Source organism: Roseibium aquae, from assembly GCF_008711285.1.
GTDB lineage: Bacteria > Pseudomonadota > Alphaproteobacteria > Rhizobiales > Stappiaceae > Roseibium > Roseibium aquae.
Window position 1 is genome coordinate 56,010 of record NZ_VXDC01000014.1, and the last position, 12,751, is coordinate 68,760.

The following is a 12,751-nucleotide window of genomic DNA, read 5'->3' on the forward strand; positions in this document are numbered from 1 at the left end:
GCCTCACGACTCCCCCCTTTGCAAGCCAGGAAAAAGAAACAACTTGTCGGAAGAAAAATCGTAGCTCGGATCTTCCCAGGCGATCATCTTGCCCGGATTCAGAAGCCCTTTTGGATCCGCCTTGCGCTTGAAATCGAGTTGAACCTGATCGGTCTGCTTCATCCCGCCCTCCTCGAGGGTGTAGCGGTGCGGATTGAAGATCGGACAGCCATTGTCTTCGTGCAGCTTGATAATCTCGTTAAGCCGCTCTTCATTGGTGTAGCGCACGACCGGCAAACCAAAACAGGTCACCTTCCCATCGAAGCGCACGTATTCCAGGTGACCGGGGACTTCGTCCCCGAGCAACTCGGTGATCTTGCGCACGCGTTCGACCTGGTTGGGGAAGGGATAAAGAACCTGGAGGTAAGTGATCGAAGGATCGACCCGCAGCCCGCGCAAAGTGGTGTGGTTCCATGTCAGCTCGTATGCGGGCGGCAATCCCTTCTTTTCCGCGTCGGTCGCCGTGTCGGACCGGTAAAGCAGCTCTGCCCTGGGGTTGCGGGCAACGAAGGCGGTAAAGGCATCCATGGCAAACGGCGCCACCATGCACACCACGACAGAGGTTTCCCGGCGCAGAAATTTCTGATGCCTCAGAAAGTAATCGTGCGGCAGGGGGGCCGCGATCGGTGCGATTTCCTTGAGCAGCAATCCGTCACGGTTGCCCAGATCGTCTGCGAAGTGGACGCTGTCCATGAACGTTTTGAAGCCGACAATCACATCGACCCAGTCATAGGAAGCCGTCAGGGGCATCTCAACTTCGGTAATCACGCCGTTGGTACCATAGGCATGCAGCACCTTTTGCAAATCTTCCCCCTGAAGGTCGAGGACTTTCGGCTCAGCTTCCATAGTGACGACCCGAAGGCGGATGACGTTGCCGAGATCGCGCAAGCCCCCCCAATTGATCGATCCGATTCCGCCCGACCCACCGGCGACGAACCCGCCGATCGTTGCCGTGCGGTAGGTCGAGGGATGCATCCGCAACTCCTGACCAGACTGCGCCCCCGCCTTTTCGTCGATGTCCGAGAGGATGGCACCCGCTTCGGCAACAACGACACCCGGACGGATCTGCTTGACTGCCCGCATCTCGGCCAGGTTGAGCACAACACCGCCCGAGAGCGGCATGGCCTGCCCGTAATTCCCCGTTCCCGCACCCCGCGCGGTCACCGGCACATCATGAGCATAACAGGCCCGCAGGACCTGTATGACTTCGGCTTCGTTTCTGGGGGTGACGACAAGATCGCCCGTCACATGATCCAGTTGCTGTTTCAGGACTGGCGAGTACCAAAAAAAGTCCCGGCTCTTCTGCTTCACGATCTGGGGATTGTCCTCAATGGCAATCCCTGCGATATCCTGCACAAGCCGCTCCAGATCGCTCATGTCACCTTATCCTCGGTCTTCATCAAATGGTCGAGCTCCCGAAAATCGGGAAGCGTCCGGTCAATCGTTCGGCCCGCGCGCAAGACTGTACGCGGCCCATGTGGACGGCTCAGGAGTTCATTCCAGGACCGGACACGAAAAATCAGGACATCCGCGGGCCCGCCTACTTCGAAGCGCCCGGCTGCTAAACCGATCATGTCCGCCGGCCCGGAACTGACCGCCGTGATCCAGTCCCCCACCGGGTGATCAAGATGCGCTATGCGCGTTGCCTGCGCATAGACCTCGATCAAGTCGAGATCACCATAAGCGAAGAACGGATCCCGGGTATTGTCGGATGCAACGGCCACCGGAATCCCGCGATCTTTCAGCTCGTGCAGGAGAGTGACGCCCCGGCGGCGCGGTGTTCGCTCCTTCTGCCGGTCCTGAAGATAAAGATTGCACATCGGCAACGACACGACGCCGATCCCGGCTTGTGCAACCAAATCGAGCGTTTCCTGAATGTGCTTTTCCGGCTGCATGGCGAGGGAACAACAGTGCCCGGCCACGATCCGCCCTGGAAACTGCAAGCGCAGCGCCGTTTCCGCGATCTTCTTCAGGCTCACGGCCTCGGGGTCGAGGGTTTCATCGACATGAAAATCGAGATCCAGCCCCCGTTCCATGGCCGTTCGAAAGACCGCTTCGAGATCGCGTTCCAAATCCGGCACCATATAGGTCACGCCCCCCAAAACACCGCCGTTTTGAGCCATGCGGTCCGCAATCCGGGGCAGATAACCGGGATCCTCGGCTACACGCTCGATCCCGAAGAGGCAGACGCCCTGCATCGCGATCCGGCCCGCCCACCGATCCCGCATCATCTCGAACACGGGCCACGATATGCCGTCTTGCGGAGGCAAGCTGTCGATATGGGTGCGGATGACAGCTGTTCCGTGGGCATAGGCACAGCGAAGGGCAAACTCCATACGCGCAGTCAAATCTGCGGCAGACCAGTTGGCCGCCCGGTCTTCACCGACGGCTGTCAGTGCGCCCATGAAACTCCCGTCGGGGTTGGGTTTGCGCGGCCAGATATGCCCTTTGTCGAGATGGGTATGCATATCGACAAGGCAGGGCAGAACCAATCCGCCATCCAGATCGACCCGGGCATCCGACCCTGCTGACGGCCGGGAACCGGACAGCGGTTGGATTGCCGCGATGCGGCCGTTCCGGATCTCGATGTCCACGGCAAGCAAATCGCCGTCTTGGAGCGACTGCGATCCGGATGGAAGCGGATCCTTGAGCAAGGAGGCAGGGACCCGGCCATTGAGCAGAACCGCATCGCCGGTTAAGGGAACACATAAGGCGTCCATGGACATTAATGCTCCCGCTTGAGTGCACTTTCATGCCACGAGCGCAGCAGAAGATGCGAAATGAGATTCATGACAAGGAAAATCAGGATCCCGGTCACCGAAATGAGAAGGAGCGCGGCGAACATGCGCGGCATGTTCAAACGGTAGCTTGCTTCCAGGATTTGATTGGCCAGACCCGATCCGGAGCCTGCCGAACCGGCAACAAATTCCGCGACAATGGCCCCGATCAGCGATAACCCGCCCGCGATACGTAAACCGCCGAGAAAATATGGCATCGCGGCTGGCAGACGAAGATAGCGCAAGGTCTGCCAGCGGGTTGCCCCGTAAAGGGCGAACAGGCTCCGCAAGTTGTGATCGGCCGAGTTCAGCCCGAGGGTCGTGTTCGACAACACCGGAAAAAAGGCGACAATCCAAGCGCAGATCAGCAAACCGGCCTGCACTGAGTCCACATAGATGAAAATCAACGGGGCGATCGCGATGATCGGCGTCACCTGCAAGATGACGGCAAACGGAAAGAACGAGATCTCGATCCATTTCGACTGCGTGAAAAGGACAGCCAATGCCAGGCCACCGACGGTGGCGATAAACAGCGCCCCGAAGGTGATTTTCAGCGTGTTGAGAAGTGCGACCGACAAGATCGGCCAGTCTGCGATGAGCGCTTCCAGCACAAGTCCGGGCCTTGGAACGATGTAGTGCGGAATCTCGTTCCAGACGCAGACCCGGTCCCAAAGCACAACAGACAAAGCAAGGATCACGACCGGCAGCAGCCATCGTCCGACCCGTTCGCGCCGGGCCGCACGCAACTTCGCGACTTCCGCCGGATCGAGCCCGACCGTCGCGTTGGGCATGGGAGCTTCAAGTCCATGTTGTTCACTTGCAACGGTCATGATCCCCCCATCAGCCCTTTGGAAGACGTATGCTACAGGTGGTCATTTGCATCCATCGCACTGTGCAAAGCCTGCGAAACCGACCGGCAATGATCCGCATAGAGAGTGGAGGTGCGGAACGCCTCGGTCCGCGGATAAGGAGCATCGATTGCGATGTCGTTCACAATCCGCCCAGGCCGGGCGGCCATCACAACGATGCGGTTCGACAAATAGACGCTTTCAAACACCGAATGGGTGACGAAGATCACTGTCCAGCCAAACCGCTGCCAGAGGGCCAGAAGATCGTTGTTCAGCTTGAACCGGGTGATCTCATCGAGCGCCGCGAACGGTTCGTCCATCAGAAGAACCTTCGGCTTTGTCACCAAGGCCCGGGCGATGGAGACCCGCATTTTCATGCCGCCAGACAGTTCGCGCGGATAGCTTTGTGCAAAGCTGGCAAGACCGACCATTTCCAGGGCTTCCATGACCGTGTCCCGCGCCGCCGATTTCGAGATCCCCTTCAAGCGCAAGGGCAGCCAAACATTGCCGAAAACGGTCGCCCAGGGCATCAGCGTCGGCTCCTGGAAGACAAAACTGAGTTCGTGCTCGGGTTGGGATGCCGTTTCCTGTGGCCAGCGCAGACGGCCGGAGGTCGGACCTGTCAGCCCAGAAATGATCCGCAAGGCCGTCGACTTACCGCAGCCCGACGGCCCCAGAAGCGACAGGAACTCGCCAGCCCGGATACCGAGCGACAAATCCTTCAAGGCAACCGTTCCATTTGAGAATGTTTTGGACACCCCTTCCAGGGAGACAATATCTCCCTGCGGGCCCACGTCTTGGGACGCCTTGACCAGTGTTTTGGCTATCATTCACCGCACCACAGGAACATGTTCAAACCAGGTGTTTGAGCAAACGCCTGGGTCGGGCATTTTGGATATCTAGTTCGCAAGCAAGGCCGCCTTCTCTTCGAGCCCAACGCCCTTGTTCACAAATTCAAGGGTATAGGCCTGAGTGTAATCCACGTCGGCGCTCACAACACCGGCGGCGACCATCTTGTCGTAGAAAGACTTGTTCCGCTCGTCCGTCATCGCGCCGATGCCCATGGTCTCCGCATCTCCGCTGTCAACGATCCCGTATTCCTTGAGCTTTTCGATGGAGAAGGCAAGCTGGGCGTCCGACATTCCCGGATTGTCGGCCTTGATCAGGTCAAGCGCGGCGGAATTGTCGCCGTACAGGAAATTGACCCAGCCGATGGCGGACGCGTCTACAAAGCACGCCACAACCTCGGGCTTGGTTTCGATCAACTCGTTGCGCGTTTCAACGGTGGTGGAATAGGTATCGTACCCGAAATCCGCAATGAGGAAGATATTTGGCTCGAACCCGCCTTCCGTTTGCACCGCGAAGGGCTCCGAGGTCACGTACCCCTGCTGACCCACGCGCGGATCAGCGATGAAGGGCGCCGGATTGAATGTGTAAGGCCGGACCTGGTCGAGCGAAAAACCGAACTCCGACACCATCCACTGATAGTAGGAATTAAGCCCGGCCTTACCGAGCAACAGGTTGATCCCCTTGAGACTTTCCCATGTATCCAGACCCTGCCCCGGATGGGTCATGATGATCTGCGGCTCTTTCTGGAAATGAGCGGCCACCACCTTTGTCGGAATCCCCTGCTCCACGGCGGAGAAGGCTTGAAGCATGCTTCCGCCCATCAGAAAATCGATCTTTCCTGTGGGGAGCAGGATCCGGTTGTTCACTTGCGGTCCACCGGGCCGGATCTCGACCTGAATGCCGCACGCTTCATATGTTCCATCGGCAACGGCTTGATAGTAACCGCCATGTTCGGCCTGCGCGACCCAGTTGGTGCCGAAAACAACCTTTTCCAAGTCCTGGGCACCGGCTGGTACCGAGGCCATCACAACAGCAAGTCCAAGTCCATAGATCACTCGCATTTGGCACGTTCCCCTCTGGTTCCAGGTATGCGTCAGGTCATGCCCCACAGGTCCTGCCTTCGCATCCGCCGATCTCTGACTGCCATGCAACCCTCGCGCCAACCGGGTTTTCCATATTTATTCAAGACTTAGCGTGTCACTCTCAAGGACACGGCCTGTAAATCCGCCGGCAAACCAATCGATTGCTGCATTATTGTGCACAGCCTCACCTGACATGCAAAGCCTATCCGCTCCGTTGATTGTGGCGGGGAGCATTTCAACCGAGAGAACAAGGCACCCCCAGAAAAAAGATGCCCTACCGACATGGAAGTTGCAGACTTCTTCGCGAAAGCCGTTTCCGGCGCGCGGCGGACTGGTCTAGGCTGATCTGGAACCTGAAACATCCAAGGGAGCCAAACTCATGTTGCAAGCGCTTCTGCCGAAGAAAATCCGCGCGCCTTTCGCTCGCTACAGCCATGGTATGGTCGTCCCGGCCGGACATCGGGTGGCATTCGCTTCGGGCCAGCTCGGCATATCGGCCGAAGACCAAGTGCCTCCGGATATCATCGGCCAGACCCGGCTTTGTTTCGAGAACATTTCTGCCATTCTCGCGGACGCCGGCATGAGCATGCATGATCTTGTGCGGATCAATGCCTTCGTCACCGCACGCGAGCACTTGGAAGGCTACATGCAAATCCGCGACACGGTGATCGGCACACCTCCCCCAGCTTCCACCTTGATGATTGTCTCGGGTTTCGCAAGACCCGAATTCCTGGTTGAGGTCGAAGTGATCGCTGCGGCTCCCTGACCGTTGAACTTGACCCTTGAACCTGATCATCATCGCCGGATGGTGACCTCCCTGTAGCACCTCCCGGATCGCGGCCTTGCCTTACGGTCCGAAGCACAGGCACTAAAATCCGATATAAATCCTGCCCTCATCCAATTCGGGCGGAGTGTCCCATGCCGTCCTCAAAGCCTGTAGGTTTATTCAAGGAAACCGGTCATGCGCATCTGGATCAAAAACCCGCTCGCGATCCTTGCAGATAACGCGGGAGGCGGGCTGGTCGTCGAGAACGGCGAGATTAGCGAACTCTTGCCTTCCGGCACCCAGCCGAGCGTGCCGGCCGACGGCATATACGATGCGAGCAATCACGTTGTGTTGCCGGGATTGATCAATACCCATCATCACTTCTATCAAACGCTGACCCGTGCCCATCCGGATGCCATCAACAAAGAGCTGTTTCCCTGGTTGAAGGCCCTTTATCCGATCTGGGCCCAAAACCTCACACCGGACAACTTCCGGATCGCTACACGGCTGGCGCTCACAGAACTGTTGCTGTCAGGCTGTACCACGGCCGCCGATCATCACTATGTCTTTCCAGCCGGTCTGGAAAACGCAATGGATATTCAGGCGGAGGAGGCCGAAAGGGTCGGCCTGCGCATGACCTTGACCCGCGGATCCATGAATCTGTCGCAAAAAGACGGCGGCTTGCCGCCAGACAGCATCGTCCAGGACGAGGACACCATTTTGAGCGACTGCGAAAGGGTCCTGTCCCGCTATCACAATCGCTCCAAAGGAGCTCGGTTGCAGGTCGCGCTGTCGCCATGCTCGCCTTTTTCCGTGACGCCCAGATTGATGCGCGAAACCGCATCCCTAGCCGAGAAGCATGACTGCCGCCTTCATACTCATCTTGGCGAAACACATGACGAGAACAGCTTTTGCCTCGAACGATTTCGATGCCGCCCGGTTGACTATCTGGAGGAGACCGGATGGCTCGGCTCAAGAACATGGCTCGCCCACGGCATTCATTTCAACGATGACGAAATCCGCCGCCTTGGCCATGCATGCGTCGGTGTCTGTCACTGTCCGACCTCCAACATGGTGCTGGCATCGGGGCATTGCCGGACCAAAGACCTCGAAGCGGCGGGGTGCCCTGTGGGCTTGGGCGTTGACGGCTCGGCTTCAAATGACAACTCGAACCTGATCGAAGGCGTGCGCCATGCCTTGATGATCAACCGGCTGACCTACGATGCGGCGTCCGTCAGTCATCTGGACGCTCTGCGCTGGGCAACAAAGGGATCGGCCCGGTGCCTCGGGCGCGAGGATATCGGCGAAATCACACCGGGAAAGATGGCCGACCTGGCTTTTTACAAGCTGGATGAATTGCGTTTTTCCGGGGCGGGCGATCCGATTGCGGCGATTGTCCTGTGCGGGGCCCATCGGGCGGACCGGGTAATGGTCGGCGGCGAGTGGCTGGTCGAGGACGGCCAACCGGCGAGGCTCGATGCGCATCGGCTCCGGCGGGAGCACAGCGCCGCGGCGCTGGACTTTGTCCGCCGGCTTTGACGGCGCGCCGCTTGTCAGTTTGCCCGTTCTCGCACATTCAATGCGCTGGCGAAAAACGGGATCGCGAGGCTTAAAACCATCACGACGGCAAAGGACATCCGCAAGGAAAGAACTTGACCGACAAACCCCAGAAGCGGTGGCCCGAGCAGGAAAGCGCCATAACCGAGCGTTGCCACCGAAGCAATTGCAGCGCCCGGGGACATATCAGGATCCGCCGCAGCCCGCGACATCGCGAGGGGAAAAATGGCCGCGAAGCCCAAACCCATGATCGCGCAACCAATCCATACACCCCAGATGCCCGGCGCCCAAACCAGAAGCGCTGTACCGGCGACAGCGCCCACACCGGAGACACGGGCAACGGTGGCAGCCCCATGGCGGGCGACGATCCGGTCTCCGGCGAACCGCATGATCACCATCGCGATTGAAAAGACGGCGAAGCCGATCGCAGCCAGGGTATCGGAATATCCAAGCTCTTTGATTTGGTAGAGGGCGGCCCAGTCGGTGATGGCGCCTTCAGCCAACGCAGCGGCCAGCGCCATCAGTCCGACAGCAAACAGGGTGCCCTTGGGAATTGCCAGAAAGGGCGGCTTTTCGGCGGCGCGCGGTTTGCTTGCCGATGTCCAGGGCACCCGAAGGGCCGGTGCAAGAAGCAGGGCCATCGCAAGCCCCCAGAGGCCAAAATGAACAACAACCGGCAAGCCGAGCCAAAGCGCACCCGCCCCGGCCGCGGCACCGGTCGCCGCCCCGAGACTGTATAGACCGTGGTAAGAGGACATGACCGGACGCGCGAGTGCCTTTTCGACATCCGCTCCCCAGCCGTTCATGGCGACATCCAGCCCCCCGATGCAAAATCCGGTCAGAAAGGCGATCGGGATCATGAGCGGCACGGTGGCCCCGAAACTCAGAAGAACGAACATGACCAGCAGGGCCGGGGCCATCAGCTTGGTCACACGGCTTGCACCATGGTTGTCGACCCATCGCCCCGCAAACGGAAAGGAGACGAAGGCGCCACAGGCCATAACCAGGAGCACCAGCCCAAAACCGGCTTCGTTGACACCGAGCATTGTCTTGATGTCCGGGATCCGCGACGCCCAAGCGCCCAGGAACGCACCCAAGACAAAGAAAATCGCGCCGACCGCGCGGCGCGCCTGGATCGCAGGCATGACTGGACTCAATCCGATATGAAAACGCCGGCAAAAGGCTGCAGCGCGGAAGGCCTGACGCGAAAGCATCTCCTGACAAGATTGAAGCGCTTCGCGGCCGATCTCATCGGGAAAAGACGTTCTGACATTTCAAAAGTGCAAACACTTTTCCCCGGTCAGATTGGAGCGTACCGCGTCAACCTCAGCAGACTTGCTTTAGTGGGCGCAAGGCGCCAGCGCAAGACCAGGACCCGGATGTTCCAGCGCGATCGCCGCCCATCGTGCCCGGAACCCAAGATGCGCACGCGCCGGGCTGCCCAGAGTGGGCCGCCTCGGGCCGGTCACGCGTCTTGCCGCGTTCCGGAAGCCCCCCACGAAGCCCTAGAACAATTGATCCGCCAGGGCACCAGCACCAGAACCCTGCCGGGCCTGATCCACGGCCCGGGCATAAACGGCGGAGGCTTCTCGCGCTTCGGCGTTGAACGAGGAGCCTTGCGAATTGCCGCTCTCACGACCGGTCGGAGTGGGGTTTTCGGCTGAACTGTTCCTGTCCGCGCCGTTAATAGAAACGGCGCCGGTCGTGTCGTCCTCGTTGTCCAGCCTTTCGGCGGCCTGCAATTGACGCAGCTCGGATTGCGCATCGGAAAGAGACGCCCGGGCTTGCTGAGCCACCCGAAGATCCTGGGAGGACGGTTCAGCGGGCGCCAACGCCGCCCGGATAACAATCTGCATTTTCCGGATGGTCGCCTCCGGCGTGCGTTCGGTCGAGGTGTCGATCTGAACTTCGCCGCCAATTGCGTATCTCTTGCCATCCGGCCCCTGCTGAAACGTATAGCTCGGTGCACTTGCATATTGTCCGCCCACACGGGCATGAGCCTGTTCGTGCGCCCGGACCTCCCGGTCCCTTTGCTTGAGATCCTGAACCTGTTTTTCCTGCGCTTCGTTGAGGCCGTCTCCGTCCGGGTCGTCAGCGCGGTCGGCGGTTCCCTGGTTCTGCCCCGGTGTTTCGGACTGTGCTTGGCCTTGGGCCAACCCTTGTGGCTGTCCTTGCGTCTGACCGTCGCCCTGAACCGGCCTTTGGGCTTGATCCGCTTGGGTCTGGCCCGGTTGACCTGCTTGCTGCCTGGCGGAGGCCTGATCGCCCTGATCGCCGGACCGCCGGGCGCCGGTCGCTTGAGCCTGATCGCCCTCTTGCAGGGCGAGAACGGCATTCGGAGATAGAGGCGGGACACGTCCGGCTGCCCGGGAGACGGCAGCCGGCGAAGCAGCCGCTTCGCGCGCATTCGCTCCCCCCCGCCCGAGCGATGGCTCGTCGGTCGTCAGACCCGTATCGCCGGCCAGTCCGCTGCCCCGCAGGCCGCTCGCCGGTGTGTTGGACAGAAGGGCGGTGATCATGGACATCCCTTACCCCAACGTCACCTACAAAAGTCTTAACGCCGTTTAACACACAGGATCAGAAACCCGTGAAGAGCGCCTTCAAAGACGGCTGACCTTGGGCGAAGAAATCGATAGGCTTGAGCCAACGTTGAAAGCGGCTTTGGAAGGATCGGCGATGCTGCCCCGCCCCCACTGGCACGAAATGACCACCGTAGACTTTGAAACCCCGGCCACGCGCGACTGGATCGCCGTCTTGCCGGTGGCCGCCATCGAACAGCATGGGCCGCACCTGCCGGTCTTCACCGATACCGCCATTGCCGAAGGTCAGGTGCGCCGGGTGATCGACCTGCTGCCAGCGTCTCTGCCGGCAACGTTTCTGCCGGTTCAAGCCATCGGGAAATCCAACGAGCATATATCGTCTCCGGGCACACTCACCCTGTCATGGGACACCGTGACGAAGGCGTGGATCGAGATCGGCGAATCTGTTGCCCGGGCCGGGATCAGGAAACTGGTGCTCATCAATGCCCATGGCGGCAATGTGCCCATCATCGACATCGTCGCCCGTGAACTCCGGGTGTCCCATGACATGATGGTCACCGCGACCAACTGGGCGCGGTTCGGCCAGCCAGAGGGTGTGTTTCCCGAGGAAGAGTTCAGCTACGGGATCCATGGCGGCGACATCGAAACGTCACTGATGCTGCATCTGCATCCGGACCTCGTGCGGATGGATCTGGCGGAAGACTTTGCCTCGGCGCAACAGTCATTTGTGCAGGAATTCCGGCATCTCCGGGGCCACGGTCCCGCCCAGTTCGGCTGGAAAGCGCAGGATCTGAACCCCAGGGGCGCGCTCGGAAACGCGGCCCGTGCCACAGCGGAAAAAGGCCGGCTTTCACTCGATCATGCGGCCCGCGGTTTTATAGAACTTTTGAAGGACATTCACGCCTTCGACCTTAACCGTCTTTGGGAACCCCGCTAGCGAGCAATTACCTGTCTGGATGAGGCGCCGCCCGCCCATCTGACCCGGAAGTTTTCTGACAGCTCCAGAACGCCAAATCGATTTTTCCGGATCCGACGGATCGTGAAGCGATTCAAGCTTTTGCGGACGTCGCTCTGGTCCTGTGGACGCATGGAAGGGACGGCTTAAGTCTCCGGGGCAGCCCGTGCAGATCTTGGGGCTGTCTCCACCGCCGCATCGAAACGGCGGAAGATCACGCCTTCAGAACCCTCTCCCTACCAGGGGATCGGCTTGCCCAAGTGGTCGAAGAATCCGCCCGTGTCGGCGGGTGTCAGGGTCTTGATGACCTGGAGAAGACGGCGGGCAGACTGTTGGGGCGTTTGAACATTAAGGCCCTGCTTGGCGAAGGGGTCTGACAAGGGTGTCGCGACGGTGCCCGGGTGGAGGGCCACGCAGATCGCGTCTTTCCGGGTCCGGGCCAGTTCGATGGACGCGCAGCGCACCAATTGGTTAAGCGCAGCCTTCGAGGCACGGTAGGCGTACCAGCCTCCGATCCGGTTGTCGCCGATCGAGCCAACACGGGCGGACAGGGTTGCGAACACCGCACGGCCCGTGCGGGGCAAGAGCGGCAAAAAATGTTTCATGATCAAAGCCGGTCCGGCCGCGTTGATGCGAAAGGCCATGGCCATATCGTCCGGATCAAGGGAGCGCCAGCTCTTTTCGGGGGCATGACCCGGCCAACTCAAGACCCCCGTGGCATCGAATACCAGGTCCGGCCGATGTCCCATTGCCTTGACCTGTGCGGCGGCGGCCGCGATCGTTTCCTCTTTCAAGAGGTCAATCGCCGGACCGGTCGAGCGGCTCAACCCCAGGACACGGTCCGGCCCGTGGAGCGCCGTCAATTCGGCCATCACGGCTTCACCGATGCCGCCCGAAGCGCCGAGCACGATATTGATAGGGGGGTGATCTGTCGTCATCGCCTTGTCGAACCGCTATTGTGTCTCGTGGATCAACCTCTTGCCTTGAGGTCGATCTAACGCGCGCTGATGCTGTGGCAATGGGTCCTTGGCAATGGGATTGCGAAGTTTCCGCACAAGCTCGATGGCCAACCCAGACCAGAGCGCCGGTTTTATTTATCGGGGTATAGATAGCTGGCTGGTTTTGGGATTTGGATTTGGGCGACGGCTCGGTGGGTTTTTTTCTGGCGGTGTGGGGTTTTGGCTTTTTTGCGGGCAGGTTTCAGGTTCGAAGGTAGTGTCAAATATCTTTCGCACTTTCGTTTTCAGGCGACGGCTCCGTGTGCTTGGTTCTGCTCTTGGTAGAGCGGCGCCATGTTGATGTATTTTTGCGCTGACCATTTACCGGCCGCGATGTGCC

At 59.8% G+C, this 12,751-nt stretch carries 11 protein-coding genes; 3 read left to right on the forward strand and 8 right to left on the reverse strand.

The genetic code is table 11. From position 1 onward, the window contains the following. Window positions 1-3: 3 nt before the first annotated feature. The 5 genes from F0184_RS18265 to F0184_RS18285 all read right to left on the reverse strand — a co-directional run bounded on the left by F0184_RS18265 (window position 4) and on the right by F0184_RS18285 (window position 5,574). The gene (locus F0184_RS18265; RefSeq protein ID WP_150497647.1) at window positions 4-1,416 is read right to left on the reverse strand and encodes an FAD-binding oxidoreductase; all 1,413 of its coding nucleotides are present in this window, start codon (window positions 1,414-1,416) and stop codon (window positions 4-6) included. Next, window positions 1,413-2,765 (reverse strand): cytosine deaminase, encoded by a 1,353-nt coding sequence (locus F0184_RS18270; protein ID WP_371871153.1) that lies wholly within the window; start codon window positions 2,763-2,765, stop codon window positions 1,413-1,415. The genes F0184_RS18265 and F0184_RS18270 overlap by 4 nt, the downstream gene beginning before the upstream one ends. Next, the gene (locus tag F0184_RS18275) at window positions 2,765-3,646 is read right to left on the reverse strand and encodes an ABC transporter permease (RefSeq protein WP_244299316.1); all 882 of its coding nucleotides are present in this window, start codon (window positions 3,644-3,646) and stop codon (window positions 2,765-2,767) included. Before F0184_RS18275 ends, F0184_RS18270 begins: the two co-directional genes overlap by 1 nt. 32 nt (window positions 3,647-3,678) lie before the next feature. After that, window positions 3,679-4,494 carry an ABC transporter ATP-binding protein gene (locus F0184_RS18280; RefSeq protein WP_150497649.1) on the reverse strand — a complete coding sequence of 272 codons (816 nt, stop codon included), beginning with the start codon at window positions 4,492-4,494 and terminating at the stop codon, window positions 3,679-3,681. A 69-nt stretch (window positions 4,495-4,563) separates the two neighbouring features. Then, window positions 4,564-5,574: an ABC transporter substrate-binding protein gene (locus F0184_RS18285; protein ID WP_150497650.1), complete on the reverse strand. Its 1,011-nt coding sequence runs from the start codon at window positions 5,572-5,574 to the stop codon at window positions 4,564-4,566. 400 nt (window positions 5,575-5,974) lie between these two features. Between F0184_RS18285 and F0184_RS18290 the strand changes: the two genes are divergently transcribed. Together F0184_RS18290 and F0184_RS18295 are read left to right on the forward strand one after the other, a co-directional pair. Next, complete coding sequence (locus tag F0184_RS18290; RefSeq protein ID WP_150497651.1) at window positions 5,975-6,361, forward strand: RidA family protein; 387 nt, start codon at window positions 5,975-5,977, stop codon at window positions 6,359-6,361. Between the two features lie 195 nt (window positions 6,362-6,556). After that, window positions 6,557-7,900: an 8-oxoguanine deaminase gene (locus tag F0184_RS18295; protein WP_150497652.1), complete on the forward strand. Its 1,344-nt coding sequence runs from the start codon at window positions 6,557-6,559 to the stop codon at window positions 7,898-7,900. A 14-nt stretch (window positions 7,901-7,914) separates the two neighbouring features. Here F0184_RS18295 and F0184_RS18300 read toward each other — a convergent pair whose 3' ends face one another. Both F0184_RS18300 and F0184_RS18305 read right to left on the reverse strand, forming a co-directional pair. Beyond that, on the reverse strand, window positions 7,915-9,063 hold the full coding sequence (locus tag F0184_RS18300) for an MFS transporter (protein WP_150497653.1): 1,149 nt from the start codon (window positions 9,061-9,063) through the stop codon (window positions 7,915-7,917). 360 nt (window positions 9,064-9,423) lie between these two features. Beyond that, window positions 9,424-10,443, reverse strand: a complete 1,020-nt coding sequence (locus F0184_RS18305) for a putative metalloprotease CJM1_0395 family protein (protein ID WP_206668378.1) — start codon at window positions 10,441-10,443, stop codon at window positions 9,424-9,426. A gap of 151 nt (window positions 10,444-10,594) precedes the next feature. On the opposite strand from F0184_RS18305, the gene F0184_RS18310 reads away from it, so the two are divergent. After that, entirely contained in the window at window positions 10,595-11,395 is an 801-nt protein-coding gene (locus F0184_RS18310) for a creatininase family protein (protein ID WP_150497654.1), read from the forward strand. Window positions 11,396-11,649: 254 nt separating this feature from the next. Here the strand turns inward: F0184_RS18310 and F0184_RS18315 are convergent, their stop codons facing one another. Next, window positions 11,650-12,351, reverse strand: coding sequence for an SDR family oxidoreductase (locus F0184_RS18315; RefSeq protein WP_150497655.1), 702 nt, complete (start codon window positions 12,349-12,351; stop codon window positions 11,650-11,652). Window positions 12,352-12,751: the final 400 nt, after the last annotated feature.

Bases quoted from the DNA above. Each gene is read 5' to 3' on its own strand.
- F0184_RS18265 (WP_150497647.1), bottom strand. From the start codon at position 1,416: ATGAGCGATCTGGAGCGGCTTGTGCAGGATATCGCAGGGATTGCCATT.
- F0184_RS18270 (WP_371871153.1), bottom strand. From the start codon at position 2,765: ATGTCCATGGACGCCTTATGTGTTCCCTTAACCGGCGATGCGGTTCTG.
- F0184_RS18275 (WP_244299316.1), bottom strand. From the start codon at position 3,646: ATGACCGTTGCAAGTGAACAACATGGACTTGAAGCTCCCATGCCCAAC.
- F0184_RS18280 (WP_150497649.1), bottom strand. From the start codon at position 4,494: ATGATAGCCAAAACACTGGTCAAGGCGTCCCAAGACGTGGGCCCGCAG.
- F0184_RS18285 (WP_150497650.1), bottom strand. From the start codon at position 5,574: ATGCGAGTGATCTATGGACTTGGACTTGCTGTTGTGATGGCCTCGGTA.
- F0184_RS18290 (WP_150497651.1), top strand. From the start codon at position 5,975: ATGTTGCAAGCGCTTCTGCCGAAGAAAATCCGCGCGCCTTTCGCTCGC.
- F0184_RS18295 (WP_150497652.1), top strand. From the start codon at position 6,557: ATGCGCATCTGGATCAAAAACCCGCTCGCGATCCTTGCAGATAACGCG.
- F0184_RS18300 (WP_150497653.1), bottom strand. From the start codon at position 9,063: ATGCCTGCGATCCAGGCGCGCCGCGCGGTCGGCGCGATTTTCTTTGTC.
- F0184_RS18305 (WP_206668378.1), bottom strand. From the start codon at position 10,443: ATGTCCATGATCACCGCCCTTCTGTCCAACACACCGGCGAGCGGCCTG.
- F0184_RS18310 (WP_150497654.1), top strand. From the start codon at position 10,595: ATGCTGCCCCGCCCCCACTGGCACGAAATGACCACCGTAGACTTTGAA.
- F0184_RS18315 (WP_150497655.1), bottom strand. From the start codon at position 12,351: ATGACGACAGATCACCCCCCTATCAATATCGTGCTCGGCGCTTCGGGC.